This window comes from Halorubrum luteum (assembly GCF_054652935.1).
In genome coordinates this window covers 889,441-909,075 of record NZ_BAAIGT010000002.1, presented here as the reverse complement: position 1 = coordinate 909,075, position 19,635 = coordinate 889,441, and the positions used below count along the sequence as shown (strand labels likewise).

The following is a 19,635-nucleotide window of genomic DNA, read 5'->3' as shown; positions in this document are numbered from 1 at the left end:
ATCGATCGTGTCGCGCTGTACGTCGCTAACCGTTCTAATTTTCAGTAGTATTTGGGAGTGTTTGACCACATTCAGTAGTACTGGCAAGAACGTACTGTGTGATACTCCCGCTGACCCACTGCTGGGTCGTGTTACTACCGTGGTTTTGATGCAGTCCACCCATAGCTGTCTCTCGCCGTTTCGCAGTGAGTGACGACGAACAGTACCGAGACAGGTGGGTCTGACGACCGCTCGCCACATCCTGTTCGTCGGTCGTGGACTGAACGCCAGTAGAACGGGCACACTCGACGTGTGATGGAAAACTGGCGTGATTCCCCGCCGAGATATACTCAACAGGGTTCGCCTCCTCCATCTTGCTGTCAGAGAGATGCTTCCGCCCGACGTTCACTGCCCCAACCACGTCTCGGTCACACTCGTAGCCACACGTCGGACAGTGGAAGTGTCCTCCGTGACGGCATTCCTCGTGGTCGTTTGGTGCGTTGACTGTCTGGCCACGTTCCCCACACCGAGGACAGTATCGACTCGTTCCCCACGGATTCACCGTTGTAAAGTCAATCCCGAGCAGGCCAGCCTTGTACTCGACGTAATCCAACAATTCCCCTCGTGCCCACGAGGAGATTGACCACGCGACTGTTCCACTCGTCTCTGGCGAGTCAATCTGGCCCAGCGATTCGAACACGATGGTGTCACAGCCGCTCTCGACAGCCAACCATACCAACTCGTTGGCTACGTCGTGCTGGATTTGCTCGCGCAACCGCCGTTCCTTCCGTCGTGTCTGGCGGTACTCACAGAGTAAGTGGTCGAACCGTTCGGTGTGTGCTTTGCCTTGTCGCCGGAGTTCTGCAAGCCGGTCGTTGGTTCCTTCGGCGTCGGCTTTCACCCGGAACAGTTTCTCCTTCGCTGGATGGTCGATGAACTGGGGCGGCACCACCTGCTCGTGTCTCTGGCCACCGCTGTCGATGACGGCCGCAGTCGCCTGTTTTTTGACGCCGAGATCGACCGCCAGTACGCGGCCGGCAGCTGTTTCGACTTTCTGTTCGGGGACGGCAACAGGCACGTCGAGCGTGTACCCATGCTCGGAGGCGTGCAGTGTTGGTGCTTTCACGTCTCCCGATTCGACCATCTGTTGGAACCGGGAATGGGTCGGGAAGCGGAGTTCGTGTTTCGTCCAGTCGTGGTAACTCTCCGGTGAGAGCGAGTCCGGCGCGTTTAGTGTGAAGCGGAGTTCGCCATCTTCGATTGAGAGTTCGTGGACGTGGTAGTCGCCTTTGTCCGGTGCGTATGGCAGTGTGCCGTTCGGTTCCGGGGTCTTGACGAGTTCTGTGTACTCTTCGGGGAAGCGTCCGTGTCGGTCGTAGTAGTTGTTGAGTTGTTCGACGACGGACTCCAAAATGCGCCATTCGATGTATGGAGTGTCCTCATCGAACAATCGTTGACGGAGTCTGTGCCACCCAATGCGTCGGATCTTGCGCTCGGCAACCGTGTCAGTCACGAACTGAAACGCCTGAAATTCGTCGATGTGGGCATCGAGAACGTGCGTGACACGGTGATAGATACACCGTTTGAATCGGCTGTAGACGTATTCTTCGACATCTTCGAAGGCGTCGTGGTCGTCGTCGCGGATGTAGGTGTAGGACTGGCCTGTGTGATCGCTGATGGCGTCGAGATGGTCGTCACTCCAGTATGTTTCGGTGAGTAACCGGCAGGTGTGTGCCTGAACGAGTGCCGTCACCCGATCACAGACGTTGTGGTATTCTTCCGGGATGTGAAATTGCTCGGTGAGTTGTGTCATTCGTCGGTAGTGTACTGATTCTTTTTCCACTCGGGAAACGGGGTTCCAGTTTTCAGTAGACCTTCCCACGTTAGGCCCATCTCGTCTTTGTAGTCTCGAAGGAACTCGAAGTCCTCTTGAGGTAGTTCGATGTTTACGTTGGTCGTTTCACGTTCGGCCATTACTTATCAATATATTATTTTTATATAAGTGTTTTACGGCGGTGGCATGCTACTGAAAACCATCGAATACTACCGAATTTTACTGGATTCAGTAACAGTTACGTTACCCCAACCTTTCTCATCGAAACCACATGACGTGATGGTACCAACGGTGCGTGAGTTCACTTTCACTCCGCTCTGGACGATGAGTCGTCGGTTGGCTCTCACTTTGGCGGTCTTGCGGCTCGCCGGTGCAGAATACGATCAGATTTAATGTCATGTAATTAGTTAACGATACTCAATGAGCAAAAAGGATCGTGAAACCGTCGATCAACTCCGGAACGCGCCGGAGATCGATTTTGACGCGTTCAACGACCGCGTCCGCGAGGAAGCGAAGTTCATCAAACGGGAGCTCTCGGAGGGGACGTTCGACAACAGCCAGCGAGCACTCGGCCTCGAACACGAGTTCTATGCCGTCGATCGAGAGACGACCAAGCTGCGACGCGTTCCGCGGTCACTCCTGTCGTCGCTCGGGTTTGAAAGGGAACTCGGCCTCCACAACGCGGAGCTCAACACCGGAGTGCAGCCACACACCGCACCCGGAATCGAGGCGCTACTGCAAGATGTCGAAGCAAAAGTCGATGCGATCGATCGCGAGGCGGCCGCCCATGGACTCCGACTCGTAAGCGACGGGATGTGGACGATCGGTCCGGAGCACCACGAGGCGGCACGTTATCTGACGCAGGCAACCCACGAGGAGGGGCTCGTGCTGTCGATCAACGTGAGCAACGCGGTCAGATATCACGGCTTCGCCAGCGGCGGGCGCGAGATCAACTGTACGATCGACGTTCCCGGCGTCACGCTCGAACCCAGCGAACCCGGCGCAGTGAGCCTCACGACCTCGATCCAGCCCCACTTCCAACTTCGGCGGGCGAACGATCTCCCCGAGCGGTTTGGGGCCGCGCTTCGAGTCGCCGGTCCGCTGCTTGCACTCGCGGTGAACTCGCCGTTTTTCCCGCCAAGCCTCTACGATGCCCCGAATCCCGATCGGCAGACGCTCCTCGAGGAAGCTCACGCCGAGAACAGAATCTCCGTGTACGAACAGATGATGAACCCCATCGATCGGTCGAGAAAGGTCCGATTCCCGAAGGATATCGACAGAATAGAGCAAGCCGTCGACCGGATCGTCGCGGATCCGGTGTTGGTGCCGGCTGCGATCGACGCCGGCGAGCGGTTCGATGACGAGTTCGTTCATTTCAGACACCAGCACGGCAGCTTCTGGCGGTGGATCAGGCCCGTCTTCGACGGCGCGACCGAGGACGCCGCAAACGCCCGAATCGAGTTCCGCCCGTTGGCCGCCCAACCGACGCTCCGGGACACTGGCGCGCTTCTGGCCGCCGTTGCTGGCCTGTTGGTTGCGGTCCCGGAACGGGAGCATCCGATCGCCGACCTCTCGTGGGAGGCGGCAAGAGACAACTTCTATCTGGCAGCCGACGACGGACTCGAGGCGGAGCTCACGTGGATAAGCGCGGACGGTGATCGGACCAACGACTCCGATCGACTGTTTACCGAGCTGCTCGACCTGGCAAATGACGGGCTCCAGCTGCAGGGGTTCGATCGAAAAACCGCGGCGAACGTGATCGCTCCGCTCCGTGGCCGAGTCGACCGCGGCGTGACCCCGGCGGAGTGGAAGCGGCGAGCCGTGGCTGCGAGACTCGATGCGGGGTCGGATCCGAAGGAGGCCATCCATGGAATGCAGCGGGCGTACGTCGATCGGCAGCAAGCCACGTTCTTCGACGGCCGACTGGACGAATGGCCCGTTCCGGGAAGCCAACCGTAACGCTCGACGGTGATACAATCCAGTTGTATCACCAACCCATATTACTGATCGGCGGCTACTGGAAGACGTACGATGGCATACAGCGATCAACTACTCGACGACGGGTCCGAGATCTGGGAGGCACAGAAGCAACACCCTTTCGTGCAGGAACTCGCGGACGGCACTCTCGATGAGGAGGCTTTCCGTTACTGGATCAAGCAGGACTACCGGTATCTCCTTGATTACGCTCGACTGTTCGCCATCGCCGGAGCGAAGGCGCGCGACGAGGAGACGATGACGGATCTGTTGTACATCGCACACAGCACCTTGAGCAACGAGATGGAGTTACACCGGGAGTTCGCCAGCGACTACGGTATCTCGCGAGAGGAACTGGAGCGCGTCGAGAAATCACCGACCTGCGAGGCGTACACCAGCTTTTTGCTCCGGACGGCATACGAGGGGTCGATCGCGGAGATCAGCGCAGCACTGTTCCCATGCGGACAAGGCTTTCTCGACATCGGAGAGCACACGGCAGCGCTCGCCACGGAGGAGCACCGGTACACGCCGTGGATCGAGATGTACACGAGCGACGAGTTCCGCGAAGTCGTCACACTCATGCGTGACTTCGTTGACCGGTGCGGAGAACAGTATCCGGGCGAACACGATGCTATGCGAGAGGCGTTTCTAACCAGTGCCCGGCTCGAATATCAGTTCTGGGAGATGGCTTACACGCGCGAGGAATGGGAGTACTGATCCCGAGGCGATTTTCCAGGACAAGGGCCGCTCAACTACCCAACGAATCGCGTTACTCGTCGCCATCAATCAGTTGGTCGTAGTATAACTCAGTGATATTATTAAGTGATAGACCATAGATATAAATTAATTCCTCATGTATTATCATGTTGCCCCATGGCAAACTACGACCTCAAGAGTTCGGAGGGGCGAGTAGAGGCGTTGCGCCGGATGCTTCTGATCCGCGCGTTCGAAGAGGAGGCGGGGGATAGATTCGCGGACGGAGAAATACCGGGGTTCGTTCATCTCTACATCGGTCAGGAAGCGGTCGGCGTCGGAACCTGCGCGGCCCTGGATCCGGACGACTACATCGCGAGCACCCATCGGGGCCACGGCCACTGCATCGCGAAGGGGTTGGATCCGAAGTACATGATGGCCGAGCTGTACGGACGGGCCGACGGCTACTGTAACGGCAAGGGTGGCTCGATGCACATCGCGGACGTCGACGCCGGCATGCTCGGCGCGAACGGGATCGTCGGTGCGGGGCCGCCGCTGGCAACGGGTGCAGCGCTGTCCGTCGACTACGACGATCGAGACCGGATCGCCGTCAGCTTCCTCGGGGACGGCGCGGTCGCACAGGGTCAGGTCCACGAGGCGGTCAACCTCGCAGCGACGTGGGACCTCCCGGCCGTCTTCGTCGTCGAGAACAACCACTACGGCGAAGGGACGTCGGTCGAAGACCAGCACAACGTCGATAACTTAAGCGACACGGCACAGGCGTACGACATTCCGGGAGTAACCGTCGACGGGATGGACGTCACCGCGGTCGCCGAGGCCGTCGACGAAGCACGCTCGCGGGCCCGCGACGGGAAGGGTCCGTCGCTCGTCGAGGCCGAGACGTACCGATACCGCGGCCACTACGAGGGTGACGAGGAACCGTATCGCGACGAGGCGGAGATCGAGCGCTGGAAGGAGCGCGATCCGATAGACACGTTCAAACAGCGGCTGATCGACCGTGACGAGCTGACTGCGGAGGCGTTCGAGCGGATGCGCGACGAGGTCGAAGCCGAGATAGCAGACGCCGTCGACTACGCACAAGATGCCGCGCCGCCGGACCCGAGCGCGGCGTATGAAGACATGTTCGGCGACATGCCGCCGGAGATCGAACGGTTCGCCACGGCCGCGCAAACCGACGGGGGGACCCCGAGAGGTGATCGACAATGACTGCACAAGCCGAACCTGAACTGGAGACCAAAACGGAGGATTTGACCGTCAGAGAAGCGATCCGACAGGCGCTGCGGGAGGAGCTCGACCGTGACGATGACGTGTTCCTCATGGGCGAGGATGTCGGCGAGTTCGGCGGCGTGCTCGAGGTTACCGGGAGCTTATACGAGGAGTTCGGCGAGGAGCGAGTTCGGGACACGCCGATCAGCGAGGCGGGCTTCACGGGTGCCGCGACCGGTGCGGCGGCGACCGGAACCCGCCCAGTCGTCGAACTGATGTTCTCGGATTTCAGCGGCGTCGCAATGGAACAGATCATGAACCAGATGGCGAAGATGCGCTACATGTTCGGCGGAAAAGCCGAGATGCCGGTCACCGTCCGGACGACCGAGGGCGGCGGGATGGGTGCTGCGAGCCAGCACTCCGGGACGGTCCACACCTGGATGGCGCATTTCCCCGGACTGAAGGCCGTCGCACCCGGGACCGCCGCGGCGGCGAAGGGGCTGACGAAGGCCGCGATCCGCTCGAACGACCCCGTCTTCGTCTTCGAGAACAAGATGATCTACGAGCAGACCGGGCAGGTGCCGACCGACGAGGAGTTCACGGTCCCGATCGGCGAGGCGTCGATCGAACGTGAAGGCGACGACGTAACCGTCGTCGCCACCCAGCGACTCGTCGGTGAGAGCCTTCAGACCGCGGAGCGCGTCGCGGAGGATCTCGACGTTGCGGTCGAGGTGATCGATCCGCGATCGCTGTACCCGCTCGACACGGAGACGATAGTCGAGAGCGTCAGCAAGACGGGCCGGCTGGTCGTCGCGGACGAGAGCCCGCTTTCTTACGGCACTCACGCCGAGATCGTCGCGCGGGTCCAAGAGGAGGCGTTCTTCAGCCTTGACGCGCCGATCCAGCGGGTCGGCACACCGGATACGCATATGCCGTTCAGCACGCCGCTCGAAAACGAAGTGCTACCGGACGGTGACGACGTGCGGGCGGCGATCGAGCGGATCGCGTAACGTGGACGACCCCGCCTTCGACGCCGTGGACGACTCCGCCTTCGACGCCGTGGACGACTCCGCCTTCGACGCCGTGGACGACTCCGTTTCGGACCGTGCCCGAATCGGCCTCGTCGTCAATCCCGCCGCAGGACGGGACGTCCGTCGGCTCACCGGCGGGGCGAGCGTCGTCGACAACTACGCGAAGCGCCGCGTCACCGAGTGCGTCCTCGAAGGACTGACCGTTGTCGCGGACGCCATCGAGATCACGGCGATGCCGACCCGGACCGGAATCGTCCGCGACGCGTTCGAGGAGTCCGAGGTGGCTGGCGACGCCTTCCCGGTGGGGCTGCTCGACGTGAGACCCGACGGATCTGCCGCCGACACCCGCCGGGCAGCGGCCCGCTTTCGTGAGACCACCGATGCCGTCGTCGTCCTTGGAGGGGACGGAACGACACGGGACGTAGCGCTCGAGATCGCTTCGGTCCCCGTCGTCGCGGTCGCAACGGGGACAAACACCGTCGTTCCGTCACCGGTTGACGGGACGCTCGCGGGCGTCGCGGCCGGGCTCGTGGCCACGGGTGCAGCACCGGCGGACGACGTCGCGACGCGGCACGGAACGGTCGAAGCGACGGTTCGACCGAACGATTCGGGTGACGAGCGACGGCTGACCGCGCTCGCCTCGGCCGAGCTGTCGTCGCGCTCGTTCGTCGGCACGCGAGCGCTGCTCGACCCCGCCGACCTGCGGGGCGGCGTCGTCTCTCGCGCGCACCCGGGCGATGTCGGTCTGTCGGCCGTCGCCGGCGCGGTGGTGTCGGAGCCTCTCGGAGGCGACGATCCCGGCGGCGTCGCCGTCCGGCTCGGCGACCCTGATCGAGCCGACAGGTCCGTGCGGGCAGTCGTTGCGCCCGGCGTCCTCGCGACGGTCGGCGTCGAATCGTGGAGCCGGCTCGAACCCGACGACTCGGTTTCGTTCGAGATCGCCGACGACGTGGTCGGCGCTGACGGCGAGCGCGAACTCGAGGCGACCGAGGCGACGGTCGAACTGCGGCCGCTTCAGGATGGGCCACTGCTCGTGGATGTCGAGCGAGCGCTCGAGGTCGGAGCGCGACGCCGCGGATTCGACGTCGACACGGAGCGAGCGGATCGAGACTGATCCGTATCTGACCGCGGTGGTGCTCCGCGTCGAACGACCGACCTCCCGCGGAGCGGTCCGTTAGTGGTCGCTACTGGCGATCCCACGAGAGCTCAATGTCCAGGTCCTCTCGGAGGAGCTTCGAGACGTTGCAGCCACGCTCACCGAGCTCGACGATCCGCTCGACGGTCGCATCGTCCTCGTCAGTTTCGAGGTGGATGATCGCCTCGATCGACTCCACCGAGCCGTGTTCGGGGTCGGCGTCGGTCGTCACCGAAATCTCACCGACGTCGGCGTCCCGCTTCTCGGCCTGATAGCGTGTGCTCAGAGAGAGACACGAAGCGAGTCCACCGAGGAACACGTCGACGGGTGTCGGGCCGGTTTCGGTCCCGCCGCTTTCCTCGGGTTCGTCGAACTGCCACTCGAAAGAGCCCGCGTCGATCCGTCCTCGCATCCCGTCGGGGTTCGTGGCAGTGACGGTGCGGCCGGGCATCTCGGTCTCCTCTCTCGCTCGCTCTCGTGCCCCCTCGTCGACCGCTGCCGGCAGCAGCTGCCACGGATGCTCGAGGTGCTCGACCAGCGTCTCGAGGAAGCGAGCGGCGTCGGCACCGTCGACGACGCGGTGGTCGAACGACAGATCGAGCGGGAGATGGCGACGCCACTCGATCGCCTCGTCGGTGTCGAGTTCGTCACCACCGCGTCGCACCGGCTGCTCCGCGACAGCATTAACGCCCAAGATGGCGACTTGGGGCGGGTTGATGATCGGATCGAACGACTCGACGCCGAGCACGCCGAGGTTCGTGATCGTGAACGTCCCACCACGCAAGTCGTCCATCGTGTAGTTCTCGCTCAGCGCGTCGTCGACGAGGTCCCGGCGCTCGTCGGCGAGTTCGGATAGCGATTTCTCCCCCACGTCGCGCAGTACTGGCGTAATCAGGCCTTGCTCGATGTCGACCGCGATGCCGATGTTGTGCTCCGACCAGAGTCGGTGGACGTCGTCCTCGAAGGTGGCGTTGAACGCGGGGAAGCTCTCGAGAGTTGCCGAGACCGCGAGCAGGAGCAGGTCCTGTACGGAGACGTCGGTCTCAAGCGCGTCGTCCGCTACGTCCACGGCGGCGAACAGCTCCTCGGCGTCGGCCTCGCGATGGACGGTCACGTGAACGGCCTCGCGATAGCTCTCGCTCAGCCGGGCGGCGATCGTCCGGCGCATGCCGTCGAACGAGCGCTCCTCGACGAGGGTTCGCTCGTCAGCTTCTGCGGCCACGTCCGCCGCGTCGTCGGCTGCGGCTTCGACGTCCGCTTCGGTGATTGCACCCTGATACCCGCTCCCGTCGACGGTCGTGAGCTCGACGCCCAGCTCCTCGGCGCGCTTTCGGGCTCGCGGCGAGGCGTCCGGCTGATCGGTTTCGGATTCCCCACCGGCACCGGCCGCGGCGGTCTCGACGTCCTGCTCCGTGATCGCGCCTTGATAGCCGGTGCCGTCGACCGTCTCCAGATTCACGCCCAGCTCGTCCGCGCGTTCCCGAGCACGTGGCGACGCCCGAATCTCCTCGGTCGTGGGCCCGGGTTCGTCGCTCGCACTGGGTGCGTCGCTGCTCGGCGAGTCGGATTCGTCCGCCGTCGCCGCCGCATCGGCCACCGGCTCCTCGCCGAGATCCGCTTCCGCTTCCGCTTCGAGATCGTCGATCGCTTCATCGGCCGGTGCGACGATTCCGATCGGCGTCCCGGGTGGCACTTCTCCGCCCACCTCGAGATACGTCCGCCGGAGGACACCGTCCTCTCTGGCTTCGACTTCACCAACGCTCTTCTCGGATTCGACTTCGGCGACGAGCTCTCCCTCGTCGATCGACTCCCCCTCGTCGACGTGCCACTCGAGAAGCACCCCACTCTCCATCTCGAGACCGAGCTTTGGCATCCGGACAATATACCCCATAGTGGCCATTCAACGAATTATAAGTAAAAACTGTTGCAGATCAATAGATCAATGATACCAAACAACACACTGCGACGGTGGGCCACTGCGGTTTCGACGGTTCTCCCGGTGTTCGGCGTGTTGCCGTTCGAACTGGACGACTCCGCGATCGAGATACGTCGTTCCGATCATAGCCACTTTATACCGATCAGTGAGTACGTTTGTTCGTGGTGGCCATGACGATCCGTTACCCCCTCTGAGCCCCGTGTGATGATATCCATTCACCGAGCCACCACGTTCGACCGCTGAGCGACGGCTGCGGACACGGACCCGATCGCCGGCGAACGATTCCTCGAACTGCTCGACGCCTGTCCCTGGCGACGACGGTTAGCTTTCGATGCGTTCGTGTAGTCCCGACATCACCTTCGACTCCGCGCGCGAGAGATGCTCCCAGACGGTTGTCGACCCGAGATCCAGCGCAGCCGCGAGATCCTCGACGCCGACGTCCCCGCCGTGGTCGTAGTATCCCATCTCGATGGCCGTCGAGAGCACCTCACGCTGTCGCCGCGTGAGATCGTCGAGAAACTGCGTCATCTCGAGCTGTGGAGGACGGTCGACCTCCGGGAGCCCCACGTTCCGGACGAGTTCGACTTCGTTCCCGGCCCGCTCCAGCGTTCGGATCACGCCCGCGAGATCATCGTCGGGATCCAGATACAGCGTCCACGTCTCGACGCCCGCTTTGACCGTCGTTCCCATCCGGTAGTGGACTCCCATATCGGCGAGTCGCTCGGAGATGCTGTCCTTTTTTTCGGCGTCGACGACGATCGCCACGTACACGCGGCCGTCCTCGAGCGGCGACAGCGGCTCCGCTTCGATCACCGGCTCGGTCTCACGAAACTCCGCGAGAAAGCCGGCGATCGACTCGCTCGGACCGCGAAACTCGTTGATACGCTTGCGCTCCGTTCCTTGACCCGTCATCGACGATGCGGAACGGATCGTGACGTCCGGATAGCGGACACCTATCTCGTGTTCCGGTTCGCCGCAGTGTCGAATCCGTAACGTCACCTCGCGCATATTAACTCCCCGGCGGCGACGGGGAAATCGGTTTCGTATTCCCCGCGATGGTCGTCGCTCAACGATGTGGGGCGGCGATGTGTCATACACGCTCCGCAGCGGCGGGTGGCGTGTTATAAGCGGTCGTCCTCGATGCTGCCGGGGTCCTGTGCGGTGTCGAACATGTTGTTCTCGGCGCCATCGAGCATCTCGTCGCGAGGGTCGTCGTCGACGACGGTGACGTTGTACGCCTCGATCCCCGAGGAGATGAGCTCTTCGGCGGCCTGCTCCTCGGAGACGAACTCCTGTTCGGCGAGCTGCTGGAACTCCGCGTACACGTCGTCAGAGAGGTTCAACTCGAACGTGGGCATACCCCCCGTTGCGTGCGGAGACTTTTAAACCCGATGGGCGGGCGTGGCGGCCCGTCACAGATCCGCCCATGCACCACGAAACCGCTGGAGGGCAGTAAGATGCCCGACGATCGCCAGCAGCGCGAGGAGGAGTTCGACGACGGTCAGACCGACGACGATCGGACCGGCGGAGACAGCGGCGATGACGCCGACGACTCCCATCAGCGCGAGCCGGTCGGCCCGGCCGACCAGGCCGCCGTACTCCCGACCGATCCCGACCGCCTGGATCTGCGTCCCGAGATACGACGTCATCAACACGCCGGTCACCGCGAGAAAGCCGAGGGCGTACGCGTCGACGCCGACGGTGAACCCGGCGATGACGACGATGTCCGCGTACCTGTCGAGCACGTGGTCGAGAAAGTCGCCGCCGTCCGAGGCGATCCCCTCACGTCTGGCGAGCGCGCCGTCGACGAGATCGAGCCACCCGTTGAGGAACACGAGGATCGCTCCCGCAACATAAAACGTCGGCTCGGCGACCGCGAACGCGCCGCCCGCAGCGACTGCGGCACCGAACGCGACGACGCTCACGCCGTCCGGCGAGAGCCCGAGCCGCTGAGCCAGCGTCACCCACGGGCCAAGCAGACGGTCGGCTACCGGTCGAAATCGGTCGAGGGTCATCCGGCGCTCACCCGGTCGAACATCGTTCGGCAGGAACGTCGCCCGCGCGGGTTATAAGTCGTCGGAATCCAGCCGATCGGGAGCCAGCTCCGCGATCAGGTCCCGGGCTCCCCTGTGAACCGACTCGTGGCTCGACAGCGTCGGCTCCCATCCCAGCGCGGAGAGCTTCTCGATCGACAGCCGCATCTTCGGAACGTCGCCCGTCCAGCCGCGGTCGCCGCCGGTGTACGCGTAGTCGGGGTCGACGCCCAGCTCGTCGCTCACGACGTCGGCGATCGTCGTCACGGATGTCGTCGTTCGCGTGCCGAGGTTGTACGTGTTCACGTCGTCGTCCGCGTGCTCGACGACGTGTCTGAACGCGTCGACGCAGTCGGAAACGTGCATGTACGACTTCTCCTGACGACCGTCACCGAGGATCGTGAGGACGCTCGGATCCGAGAGGAGCTTCTCGATGAAATCCGGGATGACGGTGCCGCGCTGGTACGGACCGACAACGTTCGCGAACCGGACCGTCCAGACGGAGAACCCGTACGAGTGACCGAACGTCGACAGCAGCGCCTCGTCCGCGAGCTTCGCGGAGCCGTACACCGAGATCGGTTCGAGGGGTGCGTAATCCTCCGGTGTGGGGCGCGGTGCCTCGCCGTACACCGCCGACGAGGAGGTGAACGCGAGGTTGGAAACGTCGACCTCGCGCATCCGATCGGCGACGTTGTACGTCATCGTCGTGTTCTCCTCGAACAGCGTTCGGTCGTCGTCAAAGTTGGTGTCGGTGTACGCGGCCAGATGGAAGACGATATCGAGGTCGTCGGTGACGACGTCGGCGACGGCGTTCGGATCGGTGAGATCCGCTCGGACGAACTCGGCCTCGTCGGGGACCCGATCCCGTTCACCCTTCGAGAGATCGTCCGTCACCCGGACGTGCGCCGCGTCGCCGACGAGGTCGGCCGCGAGGTGGCTCCCGATCAGTCCCGCGCCACCCGTGACGAGCACCCGCGCTCCGGTGAGATCCATGTCTCGGAGTGTGCGACCGTATATAAAAGGGGTTGCGGTCGAGCCTAGTCGAGGCGCGATCCGTCCACTACACGCCCGTGCACCGCGCGCTCGACCGTCTCCCGGAGGGATTTGCGACTCCGATGGCTCGACTCCGCGTCGACGCGGATCTCGATGAGGTGCGATCCGGCGTCGTCTCTGGCGGTCCGGTACGCCTCGGCAACCGCGTCCATCGCGTCGGACCGGTCATCCATCGTATCCGTCCGATCGCCGGAAGCCGACTCTCGCGCGTCGATGCAGGCGTACTCGAGCCCGTGGAGCTCGGCCATCGGTTCGAAATCGACCCCGTGCGGCGTTTTGAACTGTTCGGTGAACTCCGGCTCGAACCGCTCTATCGGGAGCGTATGGAAGATCCCGCCGCCGTCGTTGTTGACGAGAACGACCGTCGCTTCGACGTCACACCGGTCGAGCGCGAGGAGCCCGTTCGTGTCGTGATACAACGCGAGGTCGCCGACGACCAGCGTGAGGTCGTCGGTCGTCGCGGAGCCCGCGCCGAGCGCTGCGGAGACGACCCCGTCGATCCCGGAGACGCCGCGGTTGCCGAGCACCGTGACGTTTCTCGCCGCCGGCGGGACGAACCGGTCGAGATCGCGGACCGGCATCGAGTTCGAGACGAAACACGTCGCCGGCTCAGGGAGCTCCTCGACCACCGCGCGGAGAACGTCGCCTTCGTGGAATCCGGCCGGCACCGACGACTCACTCCCCTCGATGCTCGTATCTTTTCCCTCAGCTCCGCCGAGGGGGTCTCGACGATGGACCGCCTCGGCGACGCGATCCGCTTCGACCCACTGCCGTTTCCACTGCTCGTTGCCGCCCCCCGCGGCGATCCGGGAGAGTCGGGCGCACAGTCGATTCGGCTCCGCGACGACGAGATCCGTCGCGGTGAACTCCGCCTCCCGCCACCGCCCCCCGGGGTCGACGACGTACTGGTCGGCGTCCGTCGCGGCGAGATATTTTCGGAGCCGCTTCGACGTCGGTGACGCCCCGAGTCGGAGCACGACCTCGGGGTCGGCCCACTCGTCGTGTGCGCGGTGATCGTCGGCGGCGACTCGACCGCCGGGTTCCGCCGCGCGTTCAGCGTCGGCACTCCCGTCGGCGAGCTCGGCGGATAGATACGCGTCGTACGCGCCGACGACGGGTGCAACGCGGGTGTGGCCGCCGTGTCGGACCCCGGAAAGCGGGTCGGCGAGCACCGGATATCCGGTCGCGTGTGACAGCGCGGTCACCGCTTCCGGGTCGATTCCCGGCGGATCCGCCGGTCCGGCGACGATCAGCCCCCGGTCAACCGAGAGCGATTCGGCGAGTCGGTGAAGCTCGGCGTCTCCGGGCTCGGGCACGCCGCCGGTGACGTCGACGTACGCACCGTCGCGACCGTGCTCGGCCGCCGGCTCGAGAGCGTCGGGCACGTCGTCAGCGACCGGCGTCGGCTCGAGGGGTTTCGCGAACGGGACGTTGAGATGGACCGGCCCGGGGTCAGCGCCTTCGGCGACCGCGACGGCACGGGACACCGTCGTTCGCAGCGACCGGAGCGCACGGTCGTTGGCGGCCGGCTCCGGAAGATCTTTATAAAACCGGACGGCGTCGCCGTACAGCTTCTCCTGGTCAGCGGTCTGATTCGCGCCGGAGTCTCTGAGCTCCGGTGGGCGGTCCGCGGTGAGAGCGAGCAGCGGGACGCGGGCGTTGTCCGCTTCCATCACGGCCGGATGGTAGTTGGCGGCGGCGGTGCCGGACGTGCAGACGAGCGGCGTCACTCGACCGGTCCGGCGCGCGCGCCCCAGCGCGAAGTATGCGGCCGACCGCTCGTCGAGCTGGGAGAACACCCGGAGGTCGGGGTTGCGCGCGGCGGCCACCGTCAGCGGCGTCGATCGGCTTCCGGGCGAGATCACCACGGCGTCGACGCCCGCGGCCACGAGCTCCTCGACGATCGCATCCGCCCACAACGTGTTCCGGTTCGGCGCAGTCATGCATCGGGGTACGGCGTCGCGATTTATATACTCCCGCAGGTCGAGGTGTCGGCGACCCCGCTGGCCCCGGTCGCGTTTTGCAACGCTTATGCACGGTGACCGACTTCGAACCAGTATGAGCGAGGATGCCGCCGCCGAGACCGAGCACCCGGCGGACGATGAGACCGACATTGGCGTCGAGCACGACGACGAAACCGACCCAGAAGCGACGGATGATACCACGCCGCCGCTCGTCGACCGCGTCGCCGACCACGACGAGGGGCTCGCTCGGGAGGTCGCGGAGCTCGAAGCCGAACTCGAGGAGACGCAGGAGGCGCTCGAGGATCGCCGTGCGGAGGTCGACGAGCTGACGAGCAAGATCGCCCGCGTGCGGGCGGATTTCAAGAACTACAAGGAGCGGGCCAAACGGAAGCAGGCGGAGATCCGCGAGCGTGCCTCCGAGTCGCTCGTCGAGCGTATTACGCCCGTGCGAAACGATCTCCTGCGGGCGCTCGACCAGGACGACGACAGCGACATTCGCCCGGGTGTGGAGTCGACCGTCGAGAAGTTCGACGAGGTGCTCGCGGAGGAGGGTGTCGAACCGATCGAGCCGGAGCCGGGCGAGGAGGTCGATCCCGAACGTCATCAGGTGATGCTCCGCGTGGACAGTGACCGACCCCAAGGGACCGTCGACGAGGTGTACGAGCCCGGGTACGAGATGGGCGACCGCGTGATCGCCGAGGCGCAAGTGACGGTCAGCAACGGTGACGAGTAGGCGCCATTCGCCTCGACGTTCGTTGGTTTACGCAGTCACGCAGTCACCAACTCGTCGAGTGCGTCGTGGTCCACGGCTGCGTGTGGAGCCGACAGCGGCGAAACGGACACCTCGCCGTCGAGAACTGCCCGCCGGTCGGTGCCGACAGGATCTGGAACGTCGTCATCGCGCATCCGGTCCCAGATTCGGTCACGGAAGACGATCTCGTCCGCACCGTTCCGTTCCGCGTCCATACCGTACCACGGTGATGGCCGCGTCACACGCATCGGTGCGCGGTCGGTGTCGGCGTCGTTGTCATCTCCGATATCGTCGACGTCGTGGCTCCTGTTATCGCCGGTCTCGCCGCCGCTCGCTACCATCTCCCTTCCGTCGTCCGCGATCGGCGCGTTGATGTTGAGATACTCGACACGGTCGAACACGCCGCCGCCGATCGCATGGTCGACGAGGAACCGCGTCGCTTGCGTGGCATGGGCGAATCGGCTGCGGCCGAGATCGCGTCGCCACCAGTCGTCACCCCCGGGGACGTACATCGATGCAGCGATCGCGGGCACGTCGAAGAACGTCGCCTCGACCGCCGCGGAGACGGTTCCGGACCGGCCGAGGACGTAGCCGCCGAGGTTTGCGCCTTTGTTACAGCCGGCGACGACCGCGTCGGCGTCGGGAACGAGCGTTCCAAGTCCTGCGATCACGCAGTCGACCGGGGTGCCCGCCACTGCGTAGCCGAGTTCGTGATCCGCTACGTTCACCTCGTGTGAGGCCGCACGACCGATCGACGACCGGTCCTCGGTCGGCGCGACGACCGTAACCTCGTACTCGTCCGCGAGCGCGTCGTGCATCGCACGGAGTCCGACAGCGTCGATGCCGTCGTCGTTCGTTAACAGGATCCGGTCGACGGTCATATCGAAGGATGGGATGGTCGAAATAAAAAGGAACCGTCATCGGACGGCGGAGCGTCTCCGATCGTTCACCGTTCAGCGGTTACTGCTTCGGCCGTTCACCCGGCGACTCCGTTCCGCCGAAGATTGACGAACGGAAAAGCACAGGTAGCCGGGACGCCAACAGCGACACATGGGATTCGGCGATACGGCCAAACGGATTCAGTCGCTCGCGGATAAGGCCGAACAGACGTATCAGAAGCTCAATGAGCTTCGGGACGAGGTCGAGGACACCCAGACGACGGTGAAAGACACCGCCGAACGGGTCAAGGGCCTCGAAAACGAGGTGGCCGAGCAGCGAGCAGTGCTCGACGCCGTCGCCCGCGAAGTCGGCGTCGATCTCGACTCCGTGAGTACGGAAGCACATATCGTGGAGGCGGAGTCCGAAGACGGGGTCGAGAGCGACGCCGCGCACGATACTGAGTGACCGGCGGGCTGGTTGGGACGCTTGATCGCAGCCGGTGTGTTTCGTCGGAGCGAGTAATCGAACCCGGGAGTGACACGAGGCAGCGAAATCCCGAGAAATCTCGATGAATCGGAGCGCCACCGGGAAACGATGAAAACACACAAACCTTGAGACGCTGTGGGTTCGATCATGACGACCCATCGGGAACCCCTCCCGTCCGTGCTCGAGACGATCGGGGAGACGCCGCTCGTTCGGGTCCACGATTCCCCCGACTCTGCACCCGTGTACGCGAAGCTCGAGTCGTTTAATCCCGGTGCGAGCATCAAGGACCGCATCGGTAAGCACATGCTCGAGCGCATGCTCGAACGGGGTGATATCGATCCGGGCGGAACCGTGATCGAGCCGACCGCGGGCAATACGGGTATCGGGCTTGCGGTCGCCGCGAAGCAGCTCGGACTACAGGCGGTGTTCGTCGTTCCGGAGCGGTTTTCGGTGGAAAAACAGCAGCTCATGCGGGCACTCGGAGCTGACGTGGTCAACACACCGAGTGAAGAAGGAATGGGCTACGCGATCGACCGCGCTCACGAACTTGCGGCGGAGCTCGACAACGCAACCGTGCCACAGCAGTTCTCGAACCCCCTCAACGCCGAAGCACACTACGAGACTACCGCTCCCGAGATTGACGAGGCACTCGACGGCGCGGTCGGTGCCGTCGTCGCCGGCTGTGGTACCGCCGGGACGCTGATGGGGACTGCTCGATACTTCCGTGAGCGAGACGCGAACACACACATTGTCGCGGTCGAACCGGACGGATCGGCGTATCGCGAGTTTCTCGGCCACGACGTAGCACACGAGACGTACAAGACGGAAGGGATAGGCACCCACGACATTGCGACAAACGAGCTGTTCGACCCCGATCTCGTCGACGAGATCCGAGCGATCTCGGACCGTCACGTACACGAGGAGATGGGCCGTCTCGCCGCCGAAGAAGGCCATCTCGCCGCTTCGTCGGCGGCGGCGAACAGCGTCGCCGCGAAGGCGGTGGCTGAGGCGATCGCCGACGGGGAGATCGACGCCCCGCACGACACCGTCGTCACTGTCTTCCCCGACTCCTCGGAGCGTTACCTCTCGAAAGGCGTATATCGCTCGTTCGAGGAGTGGGAAGGATAATCGTGGATTCGCTCGCGTCGACAACCGGTCATCCGAGCAGTCGGCGGTGTTCGACCTTGAGACACCGATCCTGCACGGTCGCGATTCCGTCGGTCTCCGCCTCGGCGACGGCATCGTCGTCGCGGATCCCGAGCTGGAGCCAGAGAATGCCGGCGTCTCCGCGTGCGGCGTGTCGCGCTCGAACTGCTTCTACGATCTCCGGCACTTCCTCGCTCGGACGGAACACGTCCACGAGATCGATATCAGCCGGTACGGCCGACAGGTCGTCGTACGCCGACTCGCCGAGCACCTCCTCCGCGAACGGGTTCACCGGGATCACGCGATAGCCCTGTTGCTGGAGATACGCCGGCACGTCGTGTGCAGCCTTACCTGGCGTCGTCGAACAGCCGACCACGGCGATCGTCTCGGCGTCCAGTAGCTCTCGGAGCCGGGCGTCGTCGGAGATGGGCATGCGTAACGTATCGACCGCAGCGATGTTAACGCTCCGCATAGGCCACAGACGAACCCGCATTCGTTGGGTACGCCGGGATCACTGAGCGAGCCGCACCTCGGGCGCATCGTCCTCGGAAAGCGTGACGATCCCGTCAAACAGCTGTTTGAGCGTGTTCATCGTCTGATCGTCGTGGGCCGTCGAATCGATACAGAACAGACCTAATCCGTTGACGCTCTGAATTCGACCGGTAAACACGTGAAGAAACCGAAACACGGTCTGGAGATCCGAGTACATCAACAGCGTCGACAGCGAATGAACCATGATCCGGTTCCGCTCAATATCACGATCTTGATAAAAGGCTTGGAGGAACTCCGAGAGCTTGATCCCGATACCGGTCATATCCACCGGGGAAGAGGCGTATTTGATCCGCTCGTCATCACGTACGTCGTCGACGCCTTGTTGTCGAGTGACACAGTCGACGACTGCGACGGGACGCCCCTCGTAGGCCGTTCGTGTCTCGTAATCTTGTAGCACGCGATCGGCTCCGTCCTTCGTCGTGACCACGATCGCTCCGTCACCCCGATCGGTTCCGTCCGCGAGGATATCCAGAGCCATGCTCCGTTTTCCGGTCAGCGGCGGACCGGTGAGAAGCAGGTTCGTCCCCGGATCGGCGTCGATATCGAGATGGGGTGTGAGATCATACATGACTGGTCCTCAGCACAAATACACCCGTGCGTGGGGTTGGTCTGATGACAACGTCGGCCGGCCGGGGGACATCGGCTGGTGAATACATCTCCGCTCCGGATAATATTCTTTTTGATTAACGATACTGTAGTCTAGTTGATAGAATGTGTCCGGTGTGTCTCTCCTCGACCGGTGCTCCATTCAGTCCAGCCTCGATGGTAACGAATAGACGACTGCTCCGTCTCTACCGCGACGAATCGCGGGACTTAAACGGACGAACGGAGTATCTCACAGTGCGGGCGCTTAGCTCAGTCTGGACAGAGTACTTGGCTTCGGACCAAGCTGTCGCGGGTTCAAATCCTGCAGCGCCCATCCGATTTTCGAACGATTAGAATCCGACAGACAGCGGCGGGTC

19 protein-coding genes and 1 tRNA gene are annotated in these 19,635 nt (G+C 63.6%); 9 read left to right on the top strand and 11 right to left on the bottom strand.

From position 1 onward, the window contains the following. Positions 1-34: 34 nt before the first annotated feature. Positions 35-1,792 carry an RNA-guided endonuclease InsQ/TnpB family protein gene (locus tag ACYQ0R_RS04530; RefSeq protein ID WP_459821132.1) on the bottom strand — a complete coding sequence of 586 codons (1,758 nt, stop codon included), beginning with the start codon at positions 1,790-1,792 and terminating at the stop codon, positions 35-37. Then, a complete protein-coding gene (locus ACYQ0R_RS04525; protein ID WP_459821131.1) occupies positions 1,789-1,953 on the bottom strand; it encodes a hypothetical protein in 165 nt (54 codons plus the stop codon). Before ACYQ0R_RS04525 ends, ACYQ0R_RS04530 begins: the two co-directional genes overlap by 4 nt. 280 nt (positions 1,954-2,233) lie before the next feature. Between ACYQ0R_RS04525 and ACYQ0R_RS04520 the strand changes: the two genes are divergently transcribed. The 5 genes from ACYQ0R_RS04520 to ACYQ0R_RS04500 all read left to right on the top strand — a co-directional run bounded on the left by ACYQ0R_RS04520 (position 2,234) and on the right by ACYQ0R_RS04500 (position 7,852). Then, positions 2,234-3,772: a glutamate-cysteine ligase family protein gene (locus ACYQ0R_RS04520; protein WP_459821130.1), complete on the top strand. Its 1,539-nt coding sequence runs from the start codon at positions 2,234-2,236 to the stop codon at positions 3,770-3,772. A 72-nt stretch (positions 3,773-3,844) separates the two neighbouring features. Next, complete coding sequence (gene tenA, locus ACYQ0R_RS04515) at positions 3,845-4,504, top strand: thiaminase II (protein WP_459821129.1); 660 nt, start codon at positions 3,845-3,847, stop codon at positions 4,502-4,504. Positions 4,505-4,660: 156 nt separating this feature from the next. Continuing rightward, a complete protein-coding gene (locus ACYQ0R_RS04510; RefSeq protein ID WP_459821128.1) occupies positions 4,661-5,707 on the top strand; it encodes a thiamine pyrophosphate-dependent dehydrogenase E1 component subunit alpha in 1,047 nt (348 codons plus the stop codon). Continuing rightward, a complete protein-coding gene (locus tag ACYQ0R_RS04505; protein ID WP_459821127.1) occupies positions 5,704-6,717 on the top strand; it encodes an alpha-ketoacid dehydrogenase subunit beta in 1,014 nt (337 codons plus the stop codon). The genes ACYQ0R_RS04510 and ACYQ0R_RS04505 overlap by 4 nt, the downstream gene beginning before the upstream one ends. 73 nt (positions 6,718-6,790) lie before the next feature. Beyond that, positions 6,791-7,852, top strand: a complete 1,062-nt coding sequence (locus ACYQ0R_RS04500; RefSeq protein ID WP_459825671.1) for an NAD(+)/NADH kinase — start codon at positions 6,791-6,793, stop codon at positions 7,850-7,852. Positions 7,853-7,922: 70 nt separating this feature from the next. On the opposite strand, the gene ACYQ0R_RS04495 is transcribed toward ACYQ0R_RS04500, so the two are convergent. The 6 genes from ACYQ0R_RS04495 to menD all read right to left on the bottom strand — a co-directional run bounded on the left by ACYQ0R_RS04495 (position 7,923) and on the right by menD (position 14,838). Beyond that, entirely contained in the window at positions 7,923-9,764 is a 1,842-nt protein-coding gene (locus tag ACYQ0R_RS04495) for a 2-oxo acid dehydrogenase subunit E2 (protein WP_459821126.1), read from the bottom strand. A 366-nt stretch (positions 9,765-10,130) separates the two neighbouring features. Then, complete coding sequence (locus ACYQ0R_RS04490) at positions 10,131-10,817, bottom strand: helix-turn-helix domain-containing protein (protein WP_459821125.1); 687 nt, start codon at positions 10,815-10,817, stop codon at positions 10,131-10,133. Between the two features lie 113 nt (positions 10,818-10,930). Continuing rightward, positions 10,931-11,167, bottom strand: a complete 237-nt coding sequence (locus tag ACYQ0R_RS04485; protein WP_459821124.1) for a DUF7120 family protein — start codon at positions 11,165-11,167, stop codon at positions 10,931-10,933. Positions 11,168-11,221: 54 nt separating this feature from the next. Beyond that, positions 11,222-11,824, bottom strand: coding sequence for a CDP-alcohol phosphatidyltransferase family protein (locus ACYQ0R_RS04480; RefSeq protein WP_459821123.1), 603 nt, complete (start codon positions 11,822-11,824; stop codon positions 11,222-11,224). Positions 11,825-11,875: 51 nt separating this feature from the next. Further along, complete coding sequence (locus tag ACYQ0R_RS04475; protein WP_459821122.1) at positions 11,876-12,835, bottom strand: NAD-dependent epimerase/dehydratase family protein; 960 nt, start codon at positions 12,833-12,835, stop codon at positions 11,876-11,878. A 44-nt stretch (positions 12,836-12,879) separates the two neighbouring features. Then, positions 12,880-14,838: a 2-succinyl-5-enolpyruvyl-6-hydroxy-3-cyclohexene-1-carboxylic-acid synthase gene (gene menD, locus ACYQ0R_RS04470; RefSeq protein WP_459821121.1), complete on the bottom strand. Its 1,959-nt coding sequence runs from the start codon at positions 14,836-14,838 to the stop codon at positions 12,880-12,882. Between the two features lie 115 nt (positions 14,839-14,953). Here menD and ACYQ0R_RS04465 point away from each other — a divergent pair, with 115 nt between their 5' ends. Further along, complete coding sequence (locus ACYQ0R_RS04465; RefSeq protein WP_459821120.1) at positions 14,954-15,592, top strand: nucleotide exchange factor GrpE; 639 nt, start codon at positions 14,954-14,956, stop codon at positions 15,590-15,592. A 35-nt stretch (positions 15,593-15,627) separates the two neighbouring features. Here the strand turns inward: ACYQ0R_RS04465 and surE are convergent, their stop codons facing one another. After that, positions 15,628-16,491: a 5'/3'-nucleotidase SurE gene (surE, locus tag ACYQ0R_RS04460; RefSeq protein WP_459821119.1), complete on the bottom strand. Its 864-nt coding sequence runs from the start codon at positions 16,489-16,491 to the stop codon at positions 15,628-15,630. 169 nt (positions 16,492-16,660) lie between these two features. Between surE and ACYQ0R_RS04455 the strand changes: the two genes are divergently transcribed. Together ACYQ0R_RS04455 and ACYQ0R_RS04450 are read left to right on the top strand one after the other, a co-directional pair. After that, positions 16,661-16,954: a DUF5798 family protein gene (locus ACYQ0R_RS04455; protein ID WP_459821118.1), complete on the top strand. Its 294-nt coding sequence runs from the start codon at positions 16,661-16,663 to the stop codon at positions 16,952-16,954. Between the two features lie 168 nt (positions 16,955-17,122). Further along, the gene (locus tag ACYQ0R_RS04450; RefSeq protein WP_459821117.1) at positions 17,123-18,103 is read left to right on the top strand and encodes a PLP-dependent cysteine synthase family protein; all 981 of its coding nucleotides are present in this window, start codon (positions 17,123-17,125) and stop codon (positions 18,101-18,103) included. A gap of 28 nt (positions 18,104-18,131) precedes the next feature. On the opposite strand, the gene ACYQ0R_RS04445 is transcribed toward ACYQ0R_RS04450, so the two are convergent. Beyond that, the gene (locus tag ACYQ0R_RS04445) at positions 18,132-18,554 is read right to left on the bottom strand and encodes a CoA-binding protein (RefSeq protein ID WP_459821116.1); all 423 of its coding nucleotides are present in this window, start codon (positions 18,552-18,554) and stop codon (positions 18,132-18,134) included. 78 nt (positions 18,555-18,632) lie between these two features. Further along, positions 18,633-19,241, bottom strand: coding sequence for an RAD55 family ATPase (locus ACYQ0R_RS04440; RefSeq protein WP_459821115.1), 609 nt, complete (start codon positions 19,239-19,241; stop codon positions 18,633-18,635). Between the two features lie 276 nt (positions 19,242-19,517). On the opposite strand from ACYQ0R_RS04440, the gene ACYQ0R_RS04435 reads away from it, so the two are divergent. Beyond that, positions 19,518-19,592 (top strand) — tRNA-Arg (locus ACYQ0R_RS04435). The last annotated feature ends 43 nt before the right edge of the window (positions 19,593-19,635 follow it).

Coding starts and splice junctions, on each gene's coding strand:
- ACYQ0R_RS04455 (WP_459821118.1), top strand. CDS start 16,661: ATGGGATTCGGCGATACGGCCAAACGGATTCAGTCGCTCGCGGATAAG.
- ACYQ0R_RS04485 (WP_459821124.1), bottom strand. CDS start 11,167: ATGCCCACGTTCGAGTTGAACCTCTCTGACGACGTGTACGCGGAGTTC.
- surE (WP_459821119.1), bottom strand. CDS start 16,491: ATGACCGTCGACCGGATCCTGTTAACGAACGACGACGGCATCGACGCT.
- ACYQ0R_RS04505 (WP_459821127.1), top strand. CDS start 5,704: ATGACTGCACAAGCCGAACCTGAACTGGAGACCAAAACGGAGGATTTG.
- ACYQ0R_RS04465 (WP_459821120.1), top strand. CDS start 14,954: ATGAGCGAGGATGCCGCCGCCGAGACCGAGCACCCGGCGGACGATGAG.
- ACYQ0R_RS04475 (WP_459821122.1), bottom strand. CDS start 12,835: ATGGATCTCACCGGAGCGCGGGTGCTCGTCACGGGTGGCGCGGGACTG.
- ACYQ0R_RS04525 (WP_459821131.1), bottom strand. CDS start 1,953: ATGGCCGAACGTGAAACGACCAACGTAAACATCGAACTACCTCAAGAG.
- ACYQ0R_RS04445 (WP_459821116.1), bottom strand. CDS start 18,554: ATGCCCATCTCCGACGACGCCCGGCTCCGAGAGCTACTGGACGCCGAG.
- ACYQ0R_RS04480 (WP_459821123.1), bottom strand. CDS start 11,824: ATGACCCTCGACCGATTTCGACCGGTAGCCGACCGTCTGCTTGGCCCG.
- ACYQ0R_RS04530 (WP_459821132.1), bottom strand. CDS start 1,792: ATGACACAACTCACCGAGCAATTTCACATCCCGGAAGAATACCACAAC.
- ACYQ0R_RS04440 (WP_459821115.1), bottom strand. CDS start 19,241: ATGTATGATCTCACACCCCATCTCGATATCGACGCCGATCCGGGGACG.
- ACYQ0R_RS04495 (WP_459821126.1), bottom strand. CDS start 9,764: ATGGGGTATATTGTCCGGATGCCAAAGCTCGGTCTCGAGATGGAGAGT.
- ACYQ0R_RS04490 (WP_459821125.1), bottom strand. CDS start 10,817: ATGCGCGAGGTGACGTTACGGATTCGACACTGCGGCGAACCGGAACAC.
- ACYQ0R_RS04510 (WP_459821128.1), top strand. CDS start 4,661: ATGGCAAACTACGACCTCAAGAGTTCGGAGGGGCGAGTAGAGGCGTTG.
- ACYQ0R_RS04450 (WP_459821117.1), top strand. CDS start 17,123: ATGACGACCCATCGGGAACCCCTCCCGTCCGTGCTCGAGACGATCGGG.
- ACYQ0R_RS04520 (WP_459821130.1), top strand. CDS start 2,234: ATGAGCAAAAAGGATCGTGAAACCGTCGATCAACTCCGGAACGCGCCG.
- menD (WP_459821121.1), bottom strand. CDS start 14,838: ATGACTGCGCCGAACCGGAACACGTTGTGGGCGGATGCGATCGTCGAG.
- tenA (WP_459821129.1), top strand. CDS start 3,845: ATGGCATACAGCGATCAACTACTCGACGACGGGTCCGAGATCTGGGAG.